Annotated in this window: 21 protein-coding genes, 3 tRNA genes and 1 pseudogene; 17 read left to right on the top strand and 8 right to left on the bottom strand. The window is 42.1% G+C overall.

What is annotated here, in order from left to right; all coding sequences use genetic code 11:
* Nucleotides 1-132: 132 nt before the first annotated feature.
* Nucleotides 133-1,131, bottom strand: a pseudogene (locus tag ACG9ZB_RS04365) (sulfate ABC transporter substrate-binding protein).
* A 389-nt stretch (nt 1,132-1,520) separates the two neighbouring features.
* On the opposite strand from ACG9ZB_RS04365, the gene ACG9ZB_RS04360 reads away from it, so the two are divergent.
* The 5 genes from ACG9ZB_RS04360 (at nt 1,521) to ACG9ZB_RS04340 (ending at nt 5,079) form a co-directional block, all read left to right on the top strand.
* Nucleotides 1,521-1,805 (top strand): hypothetical protein, encoded by a 285-nt coding sequence (locus ACG9ZB_RS04360; RefSeq protein ID WP_419324367.1) that lies wholly within the window; start codon nt 1,521-1,523, stop codon nt 1,803-1,805.
* A 148-nt stretch (nt 1,806-1,953) separates the two neighbouring features.
* Nucleotides 1,954-3,462, top strand: coding sequence for a glutamate--tRNA ligase (gene gltX, locus ACG9ZB_RS04355; RefSeq protein WP_419324365.1), 1,509 nt, complete (start codon nt 1,954-1,956; stop codon nt 3,460-3,462).
* A 92-nt stretch (nt 3,463-3,554) separates the two neighbouring features.
* A tRNA-Glu gene (locus tag ACG9ZB_RS04350) sits at nt 3,555-3,630 on the top strand.
* A gap of 152 nt (nt 3,631-3,782) precedes the next feature.
* The gene (locus tag ACG9ZB_RS04345; protein ID WP_010327661.1) at nt 3,783-4,124 is read left to right on the top strand and encodes a membrane protein; all 342 of its coding nucleotides are present in this window, start codon (nt 3,783-3,785) and stop codon (nt 4,122-4,124) included.
* Nucleotides 4,125-4,275: 151 nt separating this feature from the next.
* Nucleotides 4,276-5,079 (top strand): DUF4198 domain-containing protein, encoded by an 804-nt coding sequence (locus ACG9ZB_RS04340; RefSeq protein WP_419324363.1) that lies wholly within the window; start codon nt 4,276-4,278, stop codon nt 5,077-5,079.
* A 66-nt stretch (nt 5,080-5,145) separates the two neighbouring features.
* On the opposite strand, the gene ettA is transcribed toward ACG9ZB_RS04340, so the two are convergent.
* Nucleotides 5,146-6,807, bottom strand: coding sequence for an energy-dependent translational throttle protein EttA (gene ettA / locus ACG9ZB_RS04335; RefSeq protein ID WP_130235295.1), 1,662 nt, complete (start codon nt 6,805-6,807; stop codon nt 5,146-5,148).
* A 295-nt stretch (nt 6,808-7,102) separates the two neighbouring features.
* On the opposite strand from ettA, the gene ACG9ZB_RS04330 reads away from it, so the two are divergent.
* The 3 genes from ACG9ZB_RS04330 to ACG9ZB_RS04320 all read left to right on the top strand — a co-directional run bounded on the left by ACG9ZB_RS04330 (nt 7,103) and on the right by ACG9ZB_RS04320 (nt 10,444).
* On the top strand, nt 7,103-8,380 hold the full coding sequence (locus ACG9ZB_RS04330; RefSeq protein ID WP_078425525.1) for an O-acetylhomoserine aminocarboxypropyltransferase/cysteine synthase family protein: 1,278 nt from the start codon (nt 7,103-7,105) through the stop codon (nt 8,378-8,380).
* 320 nt (nt 8,381-8,700) lie between these two features.
* Entirely contained in the window at nt 8,701-9,576 is an 876-nt protein-coding gene (locus ACG9ZB_RS04325; RefSeq protein WP_419324361.1) for an SDR family NAD(P)-dependent oxidoreductase, read from the top strand.
* A gap of 550 nt (nt 9,577-10,126) precedes the next feature.
* Nucleotides 10,127-10,444, top strand: coding sequence for a hypothetical protein (locus ACG9ZB_RS04320; RefSeq protein ID WP_004691542.1), 318 nt, complete (start codon nt 10,127-10,129; stop codon nt 10,442-10,444).
* A 55-nt stretch (nt 10,445-10,499) separates the two neighbouring features.
* On the opposite strand, the gene ACG9ZB_RS04315 is transcribed toward ACG9ZB_RS04320, so the two are convergent.
* A complete protein-coding gene (locus ACG9ZB_RS04315; RefSeq protein ID WP_419324359.1) occupies nt 10,500-12,851 on the bottom strand; it encodes a Tex family protein in 2,352 nt (783 codons plus the stop codon).
* A 336-nt stretch (nt 12,852-13,187) separates the two neighbouring features.
* Here ACG9ZB_RS04315 and ompR point away from each other — a divergent pair, with 336 nt between their 5' ends.
* The 4 genes from ompR (at nt 13,188) to ACG9ZB_RS04295 (ending at nt 17,925) form a co-directional block, all read left to right on the top strand.
* A complete protein-coding gene (gene ompR, locus ACG9ZB_RS04310) occupies nt 13,188-13,952 on the top strand; it encodes a two-component system response regulator OmpR (RefSeq protein WP_004691545.1) in 765 nt (254 codons plus the stop codon).
* Nucleotides 13,953-14,192: 240 nt separating this feature from the next.
* Complete coding sequence (locus tag ACG9ZB_RS04305) at nt 14,193-15,653, top strand: ATP-binding protein (protein WP_419324357.1); 1,461 nt, start codon at nt 14,193-14,195, stop codon at nt 15,651-15,653.
* A 206-nt stretch (nt 15,654-15,859) separates the two neighbouring features.
* Nucleotides 15,860-17,377 carry an acetyl-CoA hydrolase/transferase family protein gene (locus tag ACG9ZB_RS04300; RefSeq protein WP_419324355.1) on the top strand — a complete coding sequence of 506 codons (1,518 nt, stop codon included), beginning with the start codon at nt 15,860-15,862 and terminating at the stop codon, nt 17,375-17,377.
* Nucleotides 17,378-17,505: 128 nt separating this feature from the next.
* Nucleotides 17,506-17,925 (top strand): GNAT family acetyltransferase, encoded by a 420-nt coding sequence (locus tag ACG9ZB_RS04295; protein WP_234954528.1) that lies wholly within the window; start codon nt 17,506-17,508, stop codon nt 17,923-17,925.
* Nucleotides 17,926-17,935: 10 nt separating this feature from the next.
* Here ACG9ZB_RS04295 and ACG9ZB_RS04290 read toward each other — a convergent pair whose 3' ends face one another.
* The 4 genes from ACG9ZB_RS04290 to ACG9ZB_RS04275 all read right to left on the bottom strand — a co-directional run bounded on the left by ACG9ZB_RS04290 (nt 17,936) and on the right by ACG9ZB_RS04275 (nt 19,682).
* Nucleotides 17,936-18,688, bottom strand: a complete 753-nt coding sequence (locus tag ACG9ZB_RS04290) for a class I SAM-dependent methyltransferase (RefSeq protein WP_419324353.1) — start codon at nt 18,686-18,688, stop codon at nt 17,936-17,938.
* 142 nt (nt 18,689-18,830) lie between these two features.
* Nucleotides 18,831-18,906: transfer RNA gene (locus ACG9ZB_RS04285), tRNA-Phe, on the bottom strand.
* 136 nt (nt 18,907-19,042) lie between these two features.
* Nucleotides 19,043-19,118 (bottom strand) — tRNA-Phe (locus ACG9ZB_RS04280).
* Between the two features lie 186 nt (nt 19,119-19,304).
* Nucleotides 19,305-19,682, bottom strand: coding sequence for a GNAT family N-acetyltransferase (locus ACG9ZB_RS04275; protein WP_419324351.1), 378 nt, complete (start codon nt 19,680-19,682; stop codon nt 19,305-19,307).
* A gap of 92 nt (nt 19,683-19,774) precedes the next feature.
* Between ACG9ZB_RS04275 and hisB the strand changes: the two genes are divergently transcribed.
* Nucleotides 19,775-20,368, top strand: coding sequence for an imidazoleglycerol-phosphate dehydratase HisB (gene hisB, locus ACG9ZB_RS04270; protein WP_058951612.1), 594 nt, complete (start codon nt 19,775-19,777; stop codon nt 20,366-20,368).
* Nucleotides 20,368-20,985, top strand: a complete 618-nt coding sequence (hisH, locus tag ACG9ZB_RS04265; protein WP_224216382.1) for an imidazole glycerol phosphate synthase subunit HisH — start codon at nt 20,368-20,370, stop codon at nt 20,983-20,985. Before hisB ends, hisH begins: the two co-directional genes overlap by 1 nt.
* A 344-nt stretch (nt 20,986-21,329) precedes the next feature.
* Here hisH and ACG9ZB_RS04260 read toward each other — a convergent pair whose 3' ends face one another.
* Complete coding sequence (locus ACG9ZB_RS04260) at nt 21,330-21,398, bottom strand: hypothetical protein (RefSeq protein WP_410113662.1); 69 nt, start codon at nt 21,396-21,398, stop codon at nt 21,330-21,332.
* Between the two features lie 356 nt (nt 21,399-21,754).
* Between ACG9ZB_RS04260 and ACG9ZB_RS04255 the strand changes: the two genes are divergently transcribed.
* From ACG9ZB_RS04255 to hisA, 3 genes are all read left to right on the top strand, one after another.
* Nucleotides 21,755-22,219 carry a DUF805 domain-containing protein gene (locus ACG9ZB_RS04255; protein WP_419324349.1) on the top strand — a complete coding sequence of 155 codons (465 nt, stop codon included), beginning with the start codon at nt 21,755-21,757 and terminating at the stop codon, nt 22,217-22,219.
* A gap of 92 nt (nt 22,220-22,311) precedes the next feature.
* Nucleotides 22,312-22,980 carry a 3'-5' exonuclease gene (locus ACG9ZB_RS04250; RefSeq protein WP_419324347.1) on the top strand — a complete coding sequence of 223 codons (669 nt, stop codon included), beginning with the start codon at nt 22,312-22,314 and terminating at the stop codon, nt 22,978-22,980.
* Nucleotides 22,981-23,059: 79 nt separating this feature from the next.
* Nucleotides 23,060-23,791 carry a 1-(5-phosphoribosyl)-5-[(5-phosphoribosylamino)methylideneamino]imidazole-4-carboxamide isomerase gene (hisA, locus tag ACG9ZB_RS04245; RefSeq protein WP_419324345.1) on the top strand — a complete coding sequence of 244 codons (732 nt, stop codon included), beginning with the start codon at nt 23,060-23,062 and terminating at the stop codon, nt 23,789-23,791.
* Nucleotides 23,792-23,824 lie beyond the last annotated feature (33 nt).

Genomic DNA, 23,824 nt, shown 5'->3' with positions numbered 1-23,824 from the left:
TGTTTTTATTTAAAATAACAGCAAACACTTTACTTATTATTATATACATTTTTATGCTTAAAATATAATAAAAGTGGATATACGTATATTCACTTTGATGTCCGAACGTGATCTTGTCAAACCACGGCACGTTTATTTTTCAGTATAAATCTGATCAAAGATCGCACCATTTACAAAGTGAGTTTTCTGCGCTTTGGCCCACCCTCCAAAGACATCATTAATATTAAAGGTTTTTTGCTTTGGAAACTGCGCAAGATATTTGTTCGCCACTTGTTTATTTCGTGGACGGAAGAAATGCTTCGCCGCTAACTCCTGCCCTTTTGGCGAATACAGATAATTTAAATAGCCCTTGGCCAAATTTCGATTGCCGTTTTTGTCCACGGTTTTGTCTACAATAGCAACCGACGGCTCCGCTAAAATCGAAATAGACGGATAAACAATATCGTATTTGTCTTTACCTAGGCCTTGAGTTGCCAGTAAAGCTTCATTTTCCCAAGACAACAACACATCACCTATGCCTCGTTCAGCAAACGTGGTCAATGAACCTCGCGCACCTGAATCAAGAACCTTGACATTTTGATAAAGTTTTTTCACCAATTCTTTGGCTTTAGCATCATTACCTCCCGGTTGTTTTAATGCATAACCCCAAGCCGATAAATAAATCCAACGCGGCGCACCCCCTGTTTTTGGATTTGGGGTAATGATCTCAACCCCCGGTTTGGTTAAATCATTCCAGTCTTTAATTTGTTTGGGATTACCCTTACGCACTAAAAAAACAATGGTTGAAGTATAAGGTGCAGAATTATTTGGAAACTCTTTTTGCCAGTTCTTATCAATTTGTCCAGTATTCACAATTTCATCAATATCATTGGCCAAGGCCAAGGTCACCACATCTGCTTGTAAACCCGTTGCAACGGCACGTGCTTGCTTGCCCGATCCACCATGAGATTGCTTAAAGTTGACCTCCTGCCCAGTTTTGCTTTTCCAATACTATCCAAAGGCTTGGTTATATTCTTGATAAAACTCACGGGTCGGGTCATAAGACACGTTTAAAAAATCTTTTGCTGCATAAGCACTGGCTGCAAAGCCCCCAAGTAATACTAAAATAGATGTCGCTAATATTTTTTTCATTGCTTTATACTCGAACTGAATTTGCCCACTATATAAACAACAAAAAATCAACACAATCATCTAGTTATAATTCATTATGGCTTTTATATCTGATAAAAAGATATCTCTGAAAGGACTATTTTGTGCACTTTTAAGGATAATCCCATATCCATCCTCCACAGATTAAGCTCAAAATCTCCATGCTGTCTCCACAGTTATTTGGTACAAAAAGCCAAATGATTTATATTTGATGTTTAAATGTCAATTTAGCCCAAATTTGTTTATAATTTTGTAAATTGTGTGACACAGTTCTACTTTTTTATTTGTGAAATCGGTTAAATTGAAACTAGATTACCAATCACTTTAATAAAAATCTGTTCCAATACCATGTTGAGAGGGGGGAAAAGGACATGAAAGCAACATTTTTACATACCTTTACGTTAAGTATCGGCTTGGCTTGTTTTAGCCAACTTGGACATAGTGCAGCCATTCAAAGCAATGACAAAGCGACGATGCCCACTGAAAAAACATCGTTGATTGAAAAAGCACTCAGCCAACAAAAAGGCAGTGATAGAACTACGATGACGGATACTGATTTAAAAATCATGACCTCAATCAAAGTTGCGCCGACACAAAATTTCTTTGCTACACAAAACCAGCGCTTTAGCCGTTTTTTGCAATCATTGTTCATCTAAATTAAAAATAAGCAACAGCGTCATAACCTCTCTCAAGTTATGACATTTGCACATAAAAGCCTGATCATTGAATGTTGAATTAAGCATTAAGTGGTCGGGCTTTTTCGTTATAATAGACCTCAATTTACATTCTGAATCATAATTGGCTATGACTGTTCGTACTCGTATTGCACCCTCTCCAACTGGCTTCCCGCATGTGGGCACAGCGTATATTGCGCTATTTAACTTATGCTATGCCAAGCAACATGGTGGTGAATTTATTCTGCGGATTGAAGATACCGACCAACTTCGTTCGACTCCTGAATCTGAACAAATGATTTTAGATTCATTGCGTTGGTTAGGATTGAATTGGTCTGAAGGTCCAGACATAGGCGGGCCACATGCGCCATATCGCCAGTCTGAACGCATGCATATCTATAAGCAATATGCACTGGATTTGGTTGAAAAAGGTCATGCATTTTACTGCTTTGCAACGAGTGAAGAGTTGGATCAAATGCGTGCAGAACAACAGGCACGTGGTGAAACACCAAAGTACGATGGTCGTGGTTTAAAATTATCTGCTGAAGAAATCCAAAGCCGCCTTGCTGCAGGTGAGCCACACGTGATTCGTATGAAAGTGCCAGAAGAAGGCATTTGTACAGTCAATGACTTACTGCGCGGGGAAGTAGAAATCCCTTGGGCACAAGTGGACATGCAAGTCTTGCTTAAAACAGATGGTTTACCGACCTATCACCTTGCCAATGTGGTCGATGACCATTTGATGCAAATCACCCACGTTTTCCGTGGCGAAGAATGGTTGCCTTCTGCACCTAAACATCAGTTGCTGTATCAATACTTTGGTTGGGAAATGCCTGTACTGGGTCATATGCCATTATTACGTAACCCAGACAAATCAAAACTGTCGAAACGTAAGAATCCAACTTCTATTAATTACTACAAAAATATTGGTGTCTTGCCTGAAGCCTTGTTGAACTACTTAGGCCGCATGGGCTGGTCGATGCCAGATGAACGCGAAAAATTCACATTGGTGGAGATGATTGAACACTTTGATATTCAACGTGTATCCCTCGGTGGTCCAATTTTTGATGTGGAAAAACTGAATTGGCTAAATGGTCAATGGATCAAAGGCTTAAGCCCTGCTGAACTGTTAGATACTTTATTGGCATGGAAAGCCGATCGTAAGATGCTCGAAGACATCGCCGCAGCGATTCAACCTCGTATCAACTTGCTTTCAGAAGCGGTGAACTGGTCTGCGCATTACTTTAACCAGTTCCCAAGCTTGACTAAAGAACAGTTTGAAAGCAAGAAACTGAGCGAAGAACAAGTTCGTCAAAGTCTGCAATTTGCGATTTGGCGTTTGGAAAGCATGTTCACATGGAACAATGACACCGTAAGTCAAACATTGATGGACTTAGCCAGCCAAATGGAAATTAAGCTTCGTGACTTTATGCCAGCGTTCTTTATTGCCATTGCAGGTTCAACTGCTTCGACCCCAGTGATGCAAACTATGGTCACCATTGGCCCTGACTTAACCTTCGCGCGCTTACGTCATGCCCTTGAAATTGTGGGTACTCCAAGCAAAAAAGAAGCAAAAGTTTGGGAAAAACTCAATGAAAGTCTAAAATTGCCGAAAAATGACGCAGTTGATGAAGCTTAATTGATTTTTTAGTTGACGCATGGGCGTTATATCCCTAATATAGCGCTCACACAGAGAGACGGTGTTAACCACTCAACGTGATGCCTCAATAAGTCCCTATCGTCTAGAGGCCTAGGACATCGCCCTTTCACGGCGGTAACCGGGGTTCGAATCCCCGTAGGGACGCCATATTTAAGATGGCAACATCTAGTAAAAAACCCAAGCATTATGACTTGGGTTTTTTATTGCCTCAAAATTATCAGCACTTCATTACCACGCTTTTTTGGCTTTCTGCTCCAATCCGATTAGAATACAGCATAGATTCTAATTTTGGAGTTGTAATGCAATATCGTTGTCCTCAATGTCAAAGCCCAAAAATTATGCCTGTTGCTCAAGCAGGGGCTCCAGCAACACGCCCTGTCGTGCCTAAAAGTCTGGTTTTTTTAGTTCCAGCCATTTTTGTATTATTACTTTTGGTGCTCATTAGCATCGCAATGTGGCTATTTGGGGATGGCGCTGGCTCAACATTACAAATTGCAACGGTTGTGGTTTTCATCGTGTGTGTGATTGCAGGCTTCCTATTTTACCGAGACCTTCCTGACTTTAAGATTTCAATGCAAGGCTTCATGCAGTCTCAGAAAAAATGGAAATGCCGCGAATGCGACCATGAGTGGGAAATCTAAGCCTTAACTTAGAACCTGCATCCAAAAGGGGGAGTCTATGCACTCCCTTTTTTATCTGCCCAAATAATAAATAATAATTATTATCACTTGTTAGTTTTTCTCGATATAATCAAAAACCTCATCTTACGAAATATTTTTAGGCCTAGTCTCTATGAAAAACGCTCTACTCTGCACACTCTTGTTCTGTTCAGTGGCTCAAGCACATGAACCCTACGTCGCTCCACTGGCGTATCACACTGAAAATACTCAAGTCCCTGTATTGAGTGCCTATGCGGAACAAGCCTTTCATCCTGAATATGCCCTAAAAGATATTTCGTTCACGGTTTTCCAACCCAACCAAACACAGACGACGATTCAAGCACAGAAGCACTTAGAATCTGCCACTGCATTTGATCTTAAGCTACCAGAAAAAGGTACCTATACCATTTTTGCCAAGACCTCATATCCAATTGAATATGTACAACATAATCTTCAATGGAAAATATTTGCCGATGTCGCAGCAGATAAAGTCCCTGCCCTAAGCGAGCGTGACTATGTCATTCCAAGTGACTTTAAAGGCAAAGTGCCAAGCAAAGTCTCTACGGTTCGCGAATGGAGCATTCAAAGCTATGTGAGCAAAGACAGCACCTCACCTGTTGCTGTAACGCCAGCCCCAATTCAAGTCAACTTCAAAACCCATCCAAACCAAATTACGGTGCAACAGCCTGTACAACTGCATATTACTCAAGCAGGCAAAGCCCTAGCGCATGCAGAACTCATGGTTCGTGCTCAAGGTGAGCTTGAGCAACAAGCGAAAAGCACACCTGTCGATGCACAAGGCCATGCCACACTCACGTTTGCACAAGCTGGGCAATACCTGATTGAAGTGAGTGAAAAAGTCGATGCCAAAGCAAAACCTAAAAATCAGTATTACACCATTATCAGCGTACAAGTGAATACCCCTAAAACGCCTTAAGCGACAATTGCTAAGCATAAAAAAACCAGCCCGAAGGCTGGTTTTTTAATTGAATTAACGGGAGTATTAACCGCCAATTTTCTTGTATTTGGTGCGTTTTTGAACTGCAGCATCACCCAAACGTGCTAAACGATAGGCTTCATACTCAGCATAGTTACCTTCGTAGAATTCAGGCTGTTCGTTCTCAAACGACAAGATGTGCGTTGCAATACGGTCAAGGAACCAACGGTCGTGCGACACCACCATTACCGTACCTGGGAATACAAGAATTGCATCCTCAAGTGCACGTAAGGTTTCGATATCCAAGTCGTTCGATGGCTCATCCAGTAAGATCACGTTTGCGCCCATTTGCAGGATTTTCGCAAGTTGTAAACGGTTACGCTCACCACCTGACAACTCACCTACACGCTTCTGCTGGTCTTGACCTTTAAAGTTAAAGCGACCGATATAAGCACGTGATGCAATTTCATAATCGCCAATTCTTAAGATATCCAAACCGCCAGAAACTTCTTCCCAAACCGTTTTGTTGTTATCTAAAGTGTCACGAATCTGACCCACATACGCCACTTTAACCGACTCACCCAAAGTCACCGTACCTGTATCTGGCTGTTGTTCACCAGTCATCATACGGAACAGTGTGGTTTTACCCGCACCGTTTGGACCCACGATACCCACAATTGCTGTAGGCGGTACGGTAAAGCTGAGGTTTTCGTACAGTACGCGACCATCAAATGATTTGCTGATGCCTTCGACTTCTACGACTTTATTCCCTAGACGTGGACCAGGTGGAATATAGATTTCAGAAGTTTCGTTACGCTGTTGGAATTCGCGTGAGTTAAGCTCTTCAAAACGCTCCATACGCGCTTTGTTTTTCTTTTGCTGACCTTTGGCATTTGAACGAACCCATTCAAGTTCTTTTTTCAATGCTTTAGCAAAAGATTCTTCTTGCTTTTGTTCTTGCTCTAAACGGGCATTTTTTTGCTCTAACCAAGAAGAATAGTTGCCTTGATATGGAATACCCATACCGCGGTCAAGCTCAAGAATCCATTCCGCGACGTTATCCAAGAAATAACGATCGTGAGTAATCGCCACAATCGTGCCGGCAAAGTCTTTCAAGAAACGCTCTAACCAAGACACAGATTCTGCATCCAAATGGTTCGTCGGTTCGTCTAGAAGCAACATGTCTGGTTTAGATAAAAGCAAACGACACAATGCAACACGACGACGCTCACCACCTGAAAGTAGGGTCACATCTGCATCCCAAGCTGGTAGGTTCAAGGCAGCTGCAGCTTGATCCATTTGGTTGCTCAGGTTATGCGCATCCCATGAATGGATAATCGCTTCAAGTTTTTCTTGCTCTTTTGCCAATGCATCAAAGTCTGCATCTTCTGCTGCATATTCAGCAAATACTTCGTCCAAACGCGCCAAAGCATCCAATGGTTCACGTAAACCATCTTCTACGTTTCCACGGACATCTTTATTTGGATCAAGTGGCGGCTCTTGTTCTAGGTAACCAATTTTGATGCCCGGTTGCGCACGAGCTTCGCCAGAGAAATCTTTGTCTACGCCCGCCATAATACGAAGCAAGGTCGATTTACCTGCACCGTTTAAACCAAGTACACCAATTTTTGCACCCGGGAAAAATGACAAAGAGATGTCTTTTAAGATTTCGCGCTTAGGCGGAACCATCTTAGACACTCGGTTCATCGTATAAATATATTGGGCCACGTAGGACTCCTCAATAAAAAAACCAAAAAATCGCAAGAAGCGAAAAAATATTTGCGGGCATTATACGATGAATACGTTGAAAAAATAAGGCATGAAACCGATCTTCAATGCAATGTTACAACTTTCAGCACGGTTGTTTTTTAAACGCCCTCTTTATCTCACTTTTTCGCAGACAAGAAACTTCTCACAGCTCATCTTTATGAATTTTTTAGATAAATATTCATTATTTTCACACTTTCACTCACATTCATTGATGGTAGACTGTGCAATATTTAACTCACGCAGATGAAGTCCCATGACCTATAAAGATGAAACTTTGGCTATCCATGCTGGTTATAGCCCCGAAGCCACCACCAAAGCAGTGGCTGTGCCGATTTATCAAACTACGTCTTATGCCTTTGATAATACGCAACATGGTGCGGATCTATTTGACCTAAAAGTTCAAGGCAATATTTATACCCGAATTATGAACCCGACCACTGCGGTGCTAGAACAACGATTAGCCGCGCTCGAAGGGGGCATTGGTGCATTGGCTTTAGCCTCTGGCATGGCAGCCATTACTTATGCGATTCAGACCATTACCGAAGCAGGCGACAACATTGCTTCCGTCTCGACCTTGTACGGTGGTACTTATAACCTGTTTGCCCACACTCTACCAAAACAAGGCATTGAAGTCCGTTTCTTTGATTATCAAGACCCTGAAGCACTACGCGGTTTAATTGATGAAAAAACCAAGTTGGTCTTTGTTGAATCGATTGGCAACCCACTTGGCAATATTATCGATCTAGAAGCGATTGCCAAAATCGCGCATGAATATGGCGTGCCTGTGGTGGTCGATAATACTGTCGCAACCCCTGCGCTGCTGAAACCCTTCGAGTATGGCGCAGATATTGTGGTGCATTCATTAACAAAATATATTGGCGGGCATGGTAACTCAATTGGCGGTGCGATTGTCGACAGCGGTAAATTCCCTTGGGGCAAATATCCTGAACGTTTTAAAGTGCTGAATACGCCAGACCCAAGCTATCACGGCGTGAACTATGTCGAAGCTCTAGGTGAAGCAGCTTATATCGCGCGTGCCCGCGTGGTGCCATTACGTAATACTGGTGCTGCGATTAGCCCTTTAAGCGTGTTCTTGATTCTACAAGGCTTAGAAACATTAAACCTGCGTATGGAACGTCATACTGAAAATGCGCAGAAAGTCGCAGAATATTTACAAGCCCATCCCAAAGTGAAATGGGTCAACTATGCCGGCCTGAAAGATCACCCTCAGCATGGCTTAGCGCAAAAATATGTCAAAGGAAAACCTTCGGCAATTTTATCCTTTGGGGTACAAGATGGCCGTGAAGGGGGCACTCGCTTTATTGATGCACTACAACTCTTCACTCGCTTGGTCAATATTGGCGATGCCAAAAGTCTGGCCTGCCACCCCGCCACCACCACACATCGCCAACTGAATGAAGCAGAATTAAAGTCTGCTGGAGTAAGTATTGATATGGTGCGTTTATCTGTAGGTATTGAACATATTGATGATTTAATTGCAGATTTAGAGCAGGCCTTGGCTCAAGTCTAAAATACAAAGTGCTAAACTTAAAACCTCAATCACATGATTGAGGTTTTTTATACGCTTGTCTTTTATATTTATAGCCCTTTCACTTTGATTGAATTCATGTTAAAAACAAGTAATTAGAAGAAATAAAATAGAGCTTTTACTCTAATTTTATTTATTATTTCAATAACTTATGCAGTGATATTTTTAAGCAGTTTAGGTATTATACCGTGAAGGAAATCCGCTACATTTCTCAGAAAATGCAGCCTTAATAATCGAATATAAAAACAGCCATAACCCTCAAATATTTGACTTAGATCAGGAATGATAACGTGAATTCAAGAATGGATAGACTTTTTAAAGAACGTGTAAATGGAAAAACCGTCTTAATTACAGGCGCTTCAAGTGGTATTGGTTTAACAGTTGCGCACAAACTGGCTGACGCAGGAGCACACGTCCTTTTAGTTTCGCGCACCAAAGAAACATTAGAAGAAGTTAAAGCAGAAATCGAAGCCAAAGGCGGTTCAGCTTCTGTTTTTCCATGTGACCTAAATGATTTAGACTCGATTGATAAAGTTTCTAAGCAGATTTTAGCTTCAGTCGATCATATTGATATTTTAATTAATAACGCAGGTCGTTCGATCCGCCGTGCTGTACATGAGTCAGCGGAACGCTTCCACGACTTTGAACGCACCATGCAGCTTAACTACTTTGGTGCGGTACGTTTAGTCATGAACATCCTGCCACAAATGATGATTCGTCGTGATGGGCATATTATTAACATTAGCTCGATTGGCGTATTAGCAAATGCCACTCGTTTCTCGGCTTATGTGGCGTCTAAAGCCGCATTAGATGCATTCAGTCGCTGTCTTTCTGCCGAAGTGCATTCACATAAAATTGCGATTACTTCGGTGTATATGCCTTTGGTACGCACCCCGATGATTGCGCCGACGAAAATTTATAAATACGTCCCAACTCTTTCACCTGAACAAGCAGCAGATCTGATTGCTTATGCGATTGTGAAACGTCCGAAGAAAGTAGCAACTAACTTAGGTCGCTTGGCATCGATTACTTATTCAATTGCACCAGACATCAACAATAAGCTCATGTCGATTGGTTATAACTTATTCCCAAGTTCTACCGCGTCTGTGGGTGAACAGCAAAAACTCAACTGGGTACAAAAAGCGTATGCACGCTTATTCCCAGGTGAACACTGGTAAGTTTTCTTACAATTTACCCAACCTTTGATCAAAGGTTGGGTAGCTAAATTTTTCTCGACTCTTTTATAGTTCTTAATATTCGCTTAAGAAAAAAAGCTCATCATAAAAGCAATTATAAAAGGGGAAAAGAAATGCATACACTTTATTTATTCAAGCTTTTTTGCTTCATCTTTGCTGCAATCACTGCTTTTAATCTGTATACAGAACTTACTCTTTCTCATATTTCAATATGGCAAGTGCTGATTCATGGCGGTTTGCTGATGATCTTGCTCGAATTTGGCTTTAAGAGCCAACACGCACCGCAACAGCCTACCCTACCAACGAGTGAAATACACTCGCTAGAAACAAAAAACAAGCCAACATCACACACCTCAAGCATGTATAGCAATATTTTTTCAAAAATAGGTTTAGTGTCCATTTTTTTCAGCCTGATTGCACAAAGCCTAATCAGTTAAGATTCATACCTTTTTTTGTGGACAAAAGATAAAGACGACGTAACCCTTCTACTTTTTGTGTTATAAACAGCCGTCTTTTTTTATTTTGTGAATTTATGCGCGCTTTTACTTTCGTACTGCAATATGTGTGTATCGCTTTCGCGATTTATCTCTGCTACCGAGTAGGCAGTAGCCTGTATTTACAAGATTATGTGATGATGGATATCGTGGCCAATGTCGGGACGATTCTAATCTGTATCGATCTTGCTGTTTTCCTGTGGCATAGCCGCAGCACTCAAGCCATAAGCCTCAAAGATTATGCGACGAGACTGGAACAACCCGCTCCAACTTTTGTCAAAGTTTGCCGAAAGCTTGGGCACTTTGGCATTATGTTGATTATCACCAGTTGGATCGTACCCATCATCAACGGATAAAAGTAACCATAAAAAAACCTCCCACTTGGGAGGTTTTTTACTCAAATTTTAAAAGTTATTTCGAACCTTTAATCCCTGCTTGAAGTAACAATGCACCTAAACCACCAATTTTATTTTCTTGAGGTTTAGCCGTTTGCGGCTTCTTGTTTGTTTGAACACGCTCGCCTTGCGGACGTGCTTGTTGTGGACGTTTACCTTGTGGTTTACGTTCACTACGCTCTGTATTTTCACGACGTGGTTGACGCGGAGCTTTAGCCGCTTCAGCACCTTCAGGGCGCATCGACAAATTCACACGATTACGCTCAGCATCTACTGTGAGTACACGTACTTGCACAATTTGCCCCGGCTTCACCACTTTATGCGGATCTGCAACGAATTCATTGGCCAACTCTGAAATATGAACTAAACCATCTTGGTGTACACCCACATCCACAAAAGCACCGAAGTTCGTCACATTGGTCACGACACCTTCAAGCTGCATGCCTTCAGTCAGTTGCGCAACTTCCGTAATGTCTTCACGGAATTTTGCTGTACGGAACTCTGGACGCGGATCACGACCTGGTTTTTCCAGTTCAGACAGTACATCTTGAATAGTTGGTAAACCAAATTTCTCATCTGCAAATTCTTCAGCATTCACTTGGCGAATGATTTCAGAGTTACCAATGATATCTTTCACTGTCGTCGCTTTCGCTTCAGCAATTTTACCGACCAGCGCATAAGACTCTGGGTGAACAGCAGAAGCATCTAGTGGCTCTGAACCATCTTGAATACGTAAGAAACCTGCCGCTTGTTCAAAAGTACGCTCGCCTAAACGTGGCACTTTCTTCAAATCTTGGCGGTTGTCAAAACGGCCATTTTCTTTGCGGAAATCGACAATTTGCTGCGCAATCGACTTATTCAAACCTGCGATATAACCCAAGATAGCAGATGATGCAGTATTAACATCCACACCCACCGAGTTCACACAGTCTTCAACGACTGCCTCAAGGGTTTTTGCTAAGCCCGTTTGGTTCACATCATGTTGGTACTGACCTACACCAATCGACTTTGGATCAATTTTTACTAGCTCAGCCAATGGGTCTTGTAAACGACGTGCAATCGACACAGCACCACGAATCGACACATCTAGCTCTGGTAGCTCCGCAGATGCCAATTCAGATGCTGAATAAACTGATGCACCCGCTTCTGATACTGAAACACGAGTCAGTTTTAAATCACTGTTTGCAGCCATCATTTCTGCCACCACCGCTTCAGTTTCACGGCTTGCAGTCCCGTTACCAATCGCAATTAAATCAACATGGTGCTCACGGCATAAACGTGCAATCTCTTCAATCGCGCCTGCTTTGTCTTCTTTAGGTGCAAATGGATACACCGTGCTATGTGCAACTACATCACCAGATTGGTTCACCACAGCCAATTTGACACCAGTACGGATACCAGGGTCTACACCCAGTGTACAACGTGCGCCTGCAGGTGCAGAAAGCAATAAATGACGCAAGTTTTCTGCAAAGACATCCATCGCTTCGGCTTCAGCAGCCAAACGTTTTTCAGTTAATAATGAATGTTCGATTTGTGGACGCACTTTGCCCAACCAAAACAATTTTGCAGTTTGCTTTAAAAAGTCCTGACGTGCTTGTGGCTGAATCTGATCTAAATTGTATTCAGTTTCAATACGTGCCAATAGTGCACTGTCTTCACCATCAACTTTTAAACCCAAGACATTTTCTTGGCGACCACGCAACATCGCCAATAAACGATGTGACGGCACTTTGTTCAGGTTTTCTGAAAAATCGAAGTAATCACGGAATTTTTTGCCCACTTCTTTTTTCTCTTCAGAAGCAACCAAACTTTTTAATACCGCTGTTTTGGCAAAAATTTCTTTTAATTCTGTCGTTAGCGCAATATTTTGTGCCCATTCATCAATCAGAATGTGCTGCACAGCATCTAGCTGACTATCTACATCTGGATAATCTGCATGACTAAAGCCTGCTAAAGCTTCACTTGGCTCGACTTGTTCTGCAAATATTTGTGCTGCAATTGGGCCTAAACCTGCTTCTTTGGCTTTAAACGATTTACTGGTCCGTTTTGGACGGTAAGGCGCATAAATTTCTTCTAAGGCATTTTTAGTTTCAGCAGCATTTACACGTGCCAATAAATCATCAGACAATTTGTCTTGTTCTTTTAATGATTCGATTACCTTGTCGCGACGTTCAAATAAGTCACGTAAATAAGCCAAACGTGTATCAAGCTGACGTAACTGCGCATCATCTAAGCCTTGCGTGACTTCTTTACGGTAACGCGCAATAAATGGAACGCTAGCACCTTCATCAATCAACTTGATGGCAGCCTCAATTTGATTTGGACGTACGGCAATTTCTTTTGCCAACTGCTGAACTAAGTCAGTCATCGTATGTGATCCCACAAGGATATGTACTAAAAGCCATGATTATAAAGACCAAGACTATAAAATCCACAACTGTTTTTATTAATTTAATGGCTTAAATGTGACATATTTCAGGCAAATTTCATAAATCCATCTCATTTTCAGTGTTAAATCTTATTTTTAGGTATTCTTTGCCATTTTTTTCTATGGGCTAAGATGTATACATTTGGTATATATGTCTTGATTTTACCTGCAATATTTGTTGCTTTAGAGCATAGTAAAGACATACAAATGAGTCGTATACTCAAGAATATCCCGACTTTTGTTTACGATGACAATAAAGAATAAAGGAGCACTTCAATGAGTTTAGTTGTACCTGCTGAAAAAACAGATGCTGTACATAGCGATGCAGATCGCGTTGAACGCATTTTAGTGGTAGATGACGATGTGCGTTTACGTACGCTACTTCAACGCTTTTTAGAAGATAAAGGCTTTGTGGTAAAAACAGCGCATGACGCAACCCAAATGGATCGTCTCTTACAACGTGAACTTTTTTCACTGATTGTGCTCGACTTCATGCTTCCTGTTGAAGATGGCTTAAGCATCTGTCGTCGTCTACGCCAATCCAATATCGATACGCCTATTATTATGCTCACCGCACGTGGCAGTGACTCAGACCGTATTGCAGGTCTAGAAGCCGGTGCAGATGACTATTTACCGAAACCATTTAATCCAAATGAGTTGTTAGCACGTATTCGCGCCGTACTGCGCCGCCAAGTGCGTGAAGTTCCAGGTGCACCAAGCCAACAAATGGAAGTGGTCAGCTTTGGGCCATGGTCACTTGATTTATCAACACGTACCCTAACGCGTGAAGGTCAAGTCGTGACCCTAACTACAGGTGAGTTTGCGGTACTGAAAGCCTTGGTACAACATCCACGTGAGCCTTTAACTCGCGACAAATTGATGAACCTTGCGCGTGGCCGTGAATGGGGCGCAATGGAACGTTCAATTGATGTTCAAGTATCGCGCCTACGTCGTCTTGTAGAAGAAAACCCTGCTCGTGCACGTTATATTCAAACGGTTTGGGGTGTAGGTTATGTGTTCGTTCCAGATGGCGCGGAATAATAAGCTCCAATAATGTAAACGTTCACCGAACTTATTGTCCCTAAAAGCCATTCGCTGCTGTTTGAGCCAATTTTACTTTCAAGGCTCGCCAACTTTATTGCGAGTTCAGCGAATGGCAAAAGTTTTGGTTACTTTTTAAAAAGTAACAGAATTAGCTCCTTCTATTACTGATAAAAGCGGTAAGACTCCGCCGTGTATATTTCAGTAATATTGATAAAAAATATTCCACAGGAAGCTGGCGTGAAACTCGAACCCATCGACCCTCAAAAATTTACAGATTACGAAGCGTATTCAGAACGGAAACGCACACGCTGGGAACGCTTTTTAGATAAAATCAAGCCGCGTTCTGCTGCCATGCGCACCACCGTACTGGTACTCTTCATTGTATTTTTCAGTTTATTTATGTCCTTGTGGTTCTTTTGGCGCACCTTATATCTTCCAGAAATTCAACAACATGCTCGCTATCTTGCTGTTGAAATAGAAATTCTCAACAACCCCAATTTACGGATTTATCATCAAAATACTGAAGTCGATGTCGATGACTGGCTAAGAAGTCGTGTTGGCATTGAATACGTCACCGATCCCAAAGAATATCCCAATGTTAAAGATAAGGTGATTGCTGAATTCTTTACTAACCAAATTGAAGCAAAGCTCGCCAAAGAGCTGAATGTAGAACATGCCACAGTATATTTCCAGTTTAAACCTAGCCCGCGCATTTGGATTCAAACCCCTGAAATGAACGGCAACTGGGTCCGTGAACCCCTGAAAACCTATGCCAACTACAGCCCTGAATTAATTTTCGGCTGGTTACTCGGGGTACCACTTATTGCAGCAGCCATTATTTTAACCTTGGTTCGTCAGCTCAATCGCCCGTTGCGTCGTCTGCAAAATGCTGCCAACAGTTATAGTAAAACAGGTACAGCGCCGTATTTAGAAACCAATCACGGCCCTCAAGAAATTCGCGAGGTCAACCAAGCGTTTAATCACATGATCTATACCCTAGATCAGACTGAACGTGACCGTCGAATTATGTTGGCGGGGATTTCACATGACTTACGCACCCCTCTGACCCGTATTCGACTCAGTGCGGAAATGATGCCCGATGATGATTTTTTAAAAGAAGGGCTGATTTATGATGTTGAAGATATGGATGCGATCTTAAATCAGTTCATTTCCTATATGCGTGATGGTTCGGATGAGGAAATCCAAGACACCGATTTAAATATGCTGTTACAAGAATTGGTGGTGCAATTCAAACCGCTGGATATTCGTTTTGAACCTGCTGAATTACCGATTATTCAGGCACGTAGTCTATCTCTTAAACGCCTGATTGGTAACTTGATTAATAATTCAAAACGCTACGGTGCTGAGCCGATTGAACTTTCCGCAACAGTGGAAAATGAACATATTTTAATTAGCGTAGCAGACTATGGTGAAGGCATTCCTGACGATCAAATTGAAGAGCTTATGCAACCTTTTGTACGTGGGAATGAAGCCAGAACAGTCCAAGGCAGTGGTTTAGGTCTCGCCATTGTGAAACGCATTGTCGACATCCACCAAGGTCAACTGACTATTCATAATCGAGAACAAGGCGGTCTTGAAGCAATTATTTCGCTGCCTCTTCATCACAATCAAGATGCTGAAATTTCCAGCAACAACCCACTCGAAAAATTAAAGCAAACCTTGGTTGAGCATTTTTAAACTTTGTACAACAGTTGATCAAACGATTTTGCTTAACTATTCAACAATTTAATTTTACCAAATATATTTCAACCACTTACAAATCATCAGAATCCCTTATACCCACATTTTTTCAAAAAATTAGACCTTAGCCTAACAGGTATGCACAATGTCGTTCTTGATCGGTACAATCGGTGCCAGATCCAGAATATTAACGAGAGTAAACCATGTCTTTAGATCGTATCCGTTTAGCTTCACTTCACGATAAAGTCATCAGTGCGTATGAAGCGTCTGCTTTTATTGAAGATGGCATGACTGTAGGTATGAGTGGCTTCACTCGTGCTGGCGAAGCGAAAGCTGTACCTTTGGCATTGGTTAAACGTGCACACACAAATCCTTTAAAAATCACATTAATTACTGGTGCTTCTTTAGGTAATGACCTAGACAAGCAATTGACTGAAGCGGGTGTATTGGCACGTCGTTTACCGTTCCAAGTGGACAACACTTTACGTAAAGCCATCAACAATGGCGAAGTGATGTTCATTGACCAACACTTGTCTGAAACTGTTGAGCAAATGCGTAACCTTCAGTTGAAAAAGCCAGATGTAGCGATCATTGAAGCAGTTGCGATCACTGAAGATGGCGGCATCATTCCAACAACATCTGTAGGCAACTCAGCAAGCTTCGCAATTTTTGCAGAAAAAGTTATTGTTGAAATCAACACCAACTTAAGTCCTGCATTTGAAGGCTTACACGATATTTACATCCCAACATACCGTCCAACACGTCAACCGATTCCATTGACTCAAGTGGATGAGCGTATTGGTACGCACGCGATCAATATTGATCCTGCAAAAATCGTGGGTATCGTCATCAACAACGACTTGCACGACTCACCATCAACGGTAACAGCGCCAGATGATGAAACTCAAGGCATTGCAGACCACTTAATCGCATTCTTTGAAAAAGAAGTAGCTGAAGAGCGTCTACCGAAGAACTTAGGACCATTACAAGCAGGGATTGGCTCAATTGCCAATGCTGTACTTACAGGCCTTAAAGATTCAAACTTCGAAGACCTCGTAATGTACTCAGAAGTCCTACAAGACTGTACTTTCGAATTAATTGATGCAGGTAAAATGAAGTTTGCTTCAGGTTCATCAATTACCCTTTCTGCAAAATACGGCGAGAAAGTATTTAACAACCTTGAAGCGTACAAAGATAAATTGGTTTTACGTCCGCAAGAGATCTCAAACCACCCTGAATTGGTTCGTCGTTTAGGTATTATCGGCATCAATACTGCGCTTGAATTTGATATTTACGGTAACGTAAACTCAACTCACGTCTGTGGTACAAAAATGATGAATGGTATCGGTGGTTCAGGTGACTTCGCACGTAATGCACACCTTGCGATCTTCGTAACCAAATCAATTGCGAAAGGTGGCGACATTTCTTCAATCGTACCGTTTGCGTCGCACATCGACCATGCTGAACATGATGTTGACATTCTTGTGACTGAACAAGGTTTGGCTGACCTGCGTGGTTTAGCACCACGTGAGCGTGCTCGTGCGATTATCGACAATTGTGCACACCCAATGTACCGTGATGCATTAAATGATTACTTTGATCGTTCATGTGCAAAAGGTGGTCATACACCTCACCTTCTTCGTGAAGCATTGTCTTGGCATTCTAACTTTGAAGAAACAGGCCACATGCTTCCTGTTCAAGCAGAAGCAAAATCTGCTTAATTTAAAGTTTAAGAAAAGCGCCCTCTTGGGCGTTTTTTTATGTCTGATGAAAAGTGTAATAAATCACTTATCAAAATAAAAAAACTCAACTAATCTAAAGGCATCCAAAAAATAAAAATGCTAAGCTCATGTTCATTATTCGCCCCTATATCGAAACAGATTTAGAAGACGTCATTGCACTTTGGGAGTTATGCGACCTCACTCGCCCTTGGAACAACCCTGAAATTGATATTTTTAGAAAAACCGCACAAAAAGATGGTTTATTTTTACTGGCTGTTAAAGATGAACAACTCATCGCCACATTGATGGGTGGTTATGATGGTCATCGCGGCTGGATTAATTATTTGGCAGTACATCCACACTTTCAACGCAATGGAGTCGCAACTGCACTCATACAGCAACTCGAGAAGCGCCTGATTGCGTTAGGTTGCCCCAAACTACAACTGCTTGTACGTAAAGAAAACATCGACGTGCAAAGCTTCTATGAGCAGCTGGGCTATGAGGAAATCGAAGTCGTATGCTTTGGTAAACGTCTGATTGCCGATTAAGCTCAGACACTCAATGTGCCGATACAGGTAGACGACCCAATCTTAAAAAAATTGGAAATTTAAGCTCAAAGAGTTGGGTCGCGTGATCATCCAACGCAAAGAATGCTTTGAACTCATATAAGGGGTCATCTGAATTTTTCGCTCGATAATGTTTCAGTGCAGACCATGTGTTTAAATAATCCAACAATTGAGCAGCAGACCATTGAAATGACATCGACAATTCAGGCATCGCTATTTCCTCAAAGGGAAAAGGAATGGTTTGATAGGCCTCGTCGATATAACGACGTTCGGCATCCCAATAGCCTTTCAACGTCTTAAAATAAAGTCGTTCAATACAACCCTGTAACTCAGGTTGCTGCAGCTGAATTAAACCATAGCCAATGACCGCCAAAATGCCTTCAGGTCGTAAAGTCCGCCGCACTTCTGCATAAAAACCATCAAAATCAAACCAATGAATGGCTTGAGCCACCGTGATTAAATCAAAACTCTGCTCGGCAAAACTGGTGTGCTCTGCGGACTGAACTTGATAACTGACATTTTCAAAATAAGGTGCATATTGTAACTGATGAGCACTGATATCTGTCGCCACCACGGCATCAAAATGCGGCGCCAACAATTGAGTCAATTGTCCCGACCCTGCGCCACAATCCCATGCAAATTGAGGAGTCGCCACATACTTGAGTATTTCTTGAATCAAACTCGCTGGATAACTCGGACGTGCGAGTTGATAAAGCTGACTTCCCGATGAAAAGCGGTCTTTCATAAGCCATTCTCAGTCTTATTTTTGACTCAAAATTAACACATTTTCTATTAACTAAAGCATGATGTTGTTCAACATCTTATACAATCGCACTTTTCATGGGACAAAAAAAAGCCCCAAACATTGTTTGAGGCTTTTTTGAATATGGTGGCGAGACCCAGGATCGAACTGGGGACACACGGATTTTCAATCCGTTGCTCTACCTACTGAGCTATCACGCCGATGCCGTGTATTAAGCCGTATCTCGGATGAATAGTCAATAAAAATCATCACTTTTTTATTTGATCGGATAAATTTCAGGCAAAAAAAATCCCTGATGGGATCAGGGATTGAAATCTTTAAATAAGATTTTGAATATGGTGGCGAGACCCAGGATCGAACTGGGGACACACGGATTTTCAATCCGTTGCTCTACCTACTGAGCTATCACGCCGATGTCGCGTATTAAACAGTTTAAGCGAAGCAGCGTCAAGTCCGTTTTCAAAAAAATCATTTGAGTGTTTACTTTTACAGCAAACCCAGCACCCTTCGTACATTTTTCGAGTCATTCTTTGCACTTAAAGCGCGTCACCATCACTATTCATGAAAAAAAGCAGCCCGAAGACTGCTTGAAAAAAGCTTAAATTTTACCAATGTGCTCTAAGCAACGGTGAATCGCACCACAACCCGGCTCGAACACTTTCACACCTTTGGCTTCTTCCATACGACAGACTTCTTCAACCAGTCGCTCCGCAACCCCTCGTCCACGGTTTGCAGGATGTACCACAATGTATTCTAAGGTTTTATTTTCACCCTGCCCGCTACACCAAATGGTGCCAATGACTTTAGTATTAAATTCTGCGGTGTAAAGTAAGGTATACTGAGCTAGATTTTGCTCAAGTTGTTCTACGGCATCATGCCCATCGCCAAATTCAGGACTAGTGTCGTACAGTCGCTCTAGCTGGCTGCGCAACTCTTCTTTTTCCAGTGAAGTATAAGCGTGTACGGTAATAGGCATTGATAAACCCTCCTGAGCAATCTAATATGCGGTGACTTCGTTACGGCGAAACATTTTACATCAATTATTTGACGTCTTTGAGGAACGTGTCTATGACAGAACGTATCAGTGAAGTGGTAAGAAATACCAACGAAACCAAAATTCGAGTTCGTGTAAACCTCGATGGTACGGGTCAAGGCACGCTCAACACAGGTATTCCCTTTTTAGATCATATGGTTGATCAAATCAAGCGACATGGCTTATTTGATATTGATATTGAATGTGATGGCGACTTGGAAATTGATGATCACCACACGGTTGAAGACTGTGGTATCACGCTTGGACAAGCTTTTGCCAAAGCTTTAGGCGACAAAAAAGGTTTACGTCGTTACGGTCATTTTTATGCACCGTTAGATGAATCTTTAAGCCGTGCTGTGGTGGACTTATCAGGCCGTCCGGGTTTGTTTATGGATATTCCATTTACCCGCGCCATGATTGGTCGTTTTGATGTGGATCTCTTCTCTGAGTTTTTCCAAGGCTTTGTGAACCATGCGCTCATGACAGTACACATTGACAACCTGAAAGGGAAAAATAGCCACCACCAAATTGAAAGTGTGTTCAAAGCATTTGCGCGTGCACTTCGTATGGCCTGTGAAATTGACCCACGTGCAACCAACACCATTGCTTCAACCAAAGGTAGTTTGTAATGACCCGTATTGCCCTTCTTGACTATGGTATGGGTAACCTACACTCAGCAGCAAAAGCGCTTGAGCATGTTGGTGCAACGATCGATGTGACCAATGACCCCAAATTAGTGGCTCAAGCTGATAAAATTGTATTCCCCGGCGTAGGTGCTATGCGTGACTGTATGCAAGGCATGCATGAAGCAGGGATTGATGAAGTCGTTCGTCATGCGGCATTTAATAAGCCTGTATTAGCGATTTGTGTCGGTATGCAAGCGCTGATGCAACGCTCTGAAGAAAATGGCGGAGTGGATGCTCTCGGTATTTTTGAAGGCAGCGTGAAACGCTTTCCTGATGTAGACGGCTTGAAAGTCCCACATATGGGTTGGAACCAAGTTCATCAGGCTGATCCGAGTCATCCAATGTGGAAAGACATTGAGCAAGATGCACGTTTTTACTTCGTGCACAGCTTTTATGTTGAACCGAAGAACTCTGGCATTGTGGCGGCGACCTGTGACTACGGTTTAGAGTTCTGCACGGCTATTCACCAAGAAAATTTGTTTGCAACCCAGTTTCACCCTGAAAAAAGTCATACCGCAGGTTTACAACTGCTGAAAAACTTTGTGGAATGGAAAATTTAATTCATTCCAGCCTCTGTTTGACTGAAAAAGCTCAACTTCGGTTGAGCTTTTCTCTTATTATCAACCAATAACAGTTTAGAAATGTATGACAAATGCTCCAATTCCAATTCTTTCCTCGCTCTTACCCAACAGCACCAAAACTTTTAGAGATTACTGAAGTCTTTAAACAGCACATTACTGGTATAAGTTCACAAACACATCAACTTTCCAGCAATGAAGTTCTTCTTACTATTGCAAATGGACTTGAAAAAATTGGATTCAAAGTTGAAAAAAGTAAATCTGCCGAAGATAAAATCCCCGTTCCAGTCCTATTCGGTTATAACAACCAAGCTTCTAAAAGTTTCTTAGCCGATGCCATTCACTTCGAGCAAAAAATCGTTATTGAAGTTGAAGCTGGACGTGCAGTCGTCAATAACCAGTTTTTAAAAGATATATTCCAAGCCAGTATGATGGTTAATATCGACTATCTAGTTTTAGCTGTACGAAATACTTACCGCCAATCAGATGATTTTCAAAAGGTCTATCAATTTTTAGATACGCTTTACACCTCACAGCGTATTATTCTTCCATTAAAAGGAATTCTAGTGATCGGGTACTAATTCAATGTTCTAATCTAATATTAATAGAAAGTTTTTGTTTTACAGCACACTACTACACACCAAATAATTACAATGCCTTTTCATTGTCACCAAATTTGATTATGCTTTGCCTGCTTTTTAGACATTTTTATTTATAAAAAACTTAATTTACAACGATAAGGTAAGTCACTATGACTCAATATGCACAAGAATCTGCGCTGAATGCCGCAGGTCGTTTCGGACGTTTTTCATACCTAGCATGGAACTGTCTACTTGCCATTGTAGCGTCAATTATTCTTGGTATTTTCTTCGCCATCTTTCCTAATACATTCGTGAACTTGGAAACAGGTAACTTCGGTGGCGGCATGATTTTTATCATCCTGATCTATGTTGCGCTGATGTACTTCACGTTTGTATTTACTATTCGTCGCCTACATGACCGCAACCATACGGGATGGTTATCACTGTTGATGCTGGTGCCTCTTGCCAACGTGATCCTAATGCTTTACCTGATTTTCGCACCAGGCGATGATCGTAGCAACAGCTATGGCTCACCACGCCCAACCGCAGGCTGGGAAGCCGTTTTGGCATGGATTTACATCCTGATTTTCGTTTTAGCAATTATCGGCGGTATTGCGGCTGGTTTTATGTCCTAAAATCATCTGTGCAAAACAGCCTGCCTAGGTCGGCTGTTTTGCTAAATCAACGCAAAAGCTTTAGGCTTAAGCAACAGTGGCATAGTCAAAGCATGATGGATTCTTCTTTTCAACACATCCTTCCCAGCAAAGTCGAAATTCAAAAATTTCCTCGTTTTCAAAATTTGCCAAAACAAGCGATTCATGTCATTCAGAACGTAGAACAGTGTGAAGCCATTCGCACTGAACTGGAACAGATTGCCATTTTCGGTTTTGACAGCGAGTCCAAACCGACCTTTCAAGTAGGAGAGGTTTCCACGGGTCCGCATCTCATTCAACTGGCCAGCGTCGAGCGTGCTTATTTGTTTCAAATGAGCCCACCCATTTGGAACTTCCTTGCGCCATTTTTGGCGAATCCCGCCCAACTCAAAGTGGGTTTTGGTTTAAAAAATGATGCCCATCTGTTCCGCAAAAAAGTTGTTGAGCTCAAAGGCGTGGTTGAGCTGTCAAAATGCTTTGCTAGCTTTGGTTTGACCAACCCTGTCGGCATTAAAAATGCCATGGCCCTGCTGTTTCAACTCCACTTCCCGAAAAGCAAAAAAGTCAGCACTTCAAATTGGGCGAGGAAAGTACTCACGCCTGAACAAGTTGACTATGCTGCTGCCGATGCCTATGCCGCGCTGTTGGTTTTTGAAGAATTGCGGCGTTTAGAGCGACTCCCAAAAGATATTTTGCAAAAACTGGAAAATATCATAAAACCTCCTCGTCATGAAAAGCTGTAACAGATGCTTAGAAAATTGCCAATACTTTGCTAAGATGACGGACATTGATTTTATTTAAGATTTGGCTAGGAGCGAAAGCATGCTGATCATCCCTGCAATTGACCTGAAAGATGGCAAATGTGTTCGTTTAAAACAAGGTCGTATGGAAGACGATACGGTTTTTTCTGATGATCCTGTTGCAACTGCACAGCACTGGGTAAATGAAGGCGCGCGTCGCTTACATTTGGTCGATTTAAATGGTGCTTTCGCTGGTACGCCAATTCATAAACCTGTGGTTGAAGCCATTGCTCGCGCACAACCTGAACTGCCAATTCAAATTGGCGGCGGTATTCGCTCACTAGAAACCATTGAACACTACTTAGAAGCGGGTGTGTCTTTTGTCATTATTGGCACCAAAGCTGTTCAAGATCCTGAGTTTGTTGAAGAAGCTTGTAAGAAATTTGCAGGTCATATCATTGTCGGCATCGATGCCATGAATGGTATGGTGGCCACCGATGGTTGGGCCAATGTGACCGATGTGAAAGCAACAGATTTGGCCAAACGTTTTGCCGATGCGGGCGTATCGAGCATTGTCTATACCGACATTGCGCGTGACGGGATGATGCAAGGTGTGAACATTGAGCAAACTGTTCAACTGGCACAATACTCTGGCCTACCTGTGATTGCATCAGGTGGTGTGACCAACCTTGATGACGTACGTAACCTCAAGGGTCAACCGGGTATTTTGGGCGCAATTACTGGTCGTGCGATTTACGAAGGCAGTTTAAACCTACGTGAAGCACAATTGCTATTAGACGAACAGTCGCTCTAATTAGAGAATTTAAAAAAGAGGTCTATGGACCTC

The organism is Acinetobacter johnsonii, assembly GCF_048551975.1.
GTDB lineage: Bacteria > Pseudomonadota > Gammaproteobacteria > Pseudomonadales > Moraxellaceae > Acinetobacter > Acinetobacter johnsonii_A.
Note: the sequence above shows the minus strand (reverse complement) of the source record. Positions and strands in the feature narration are given on the sequence as shown.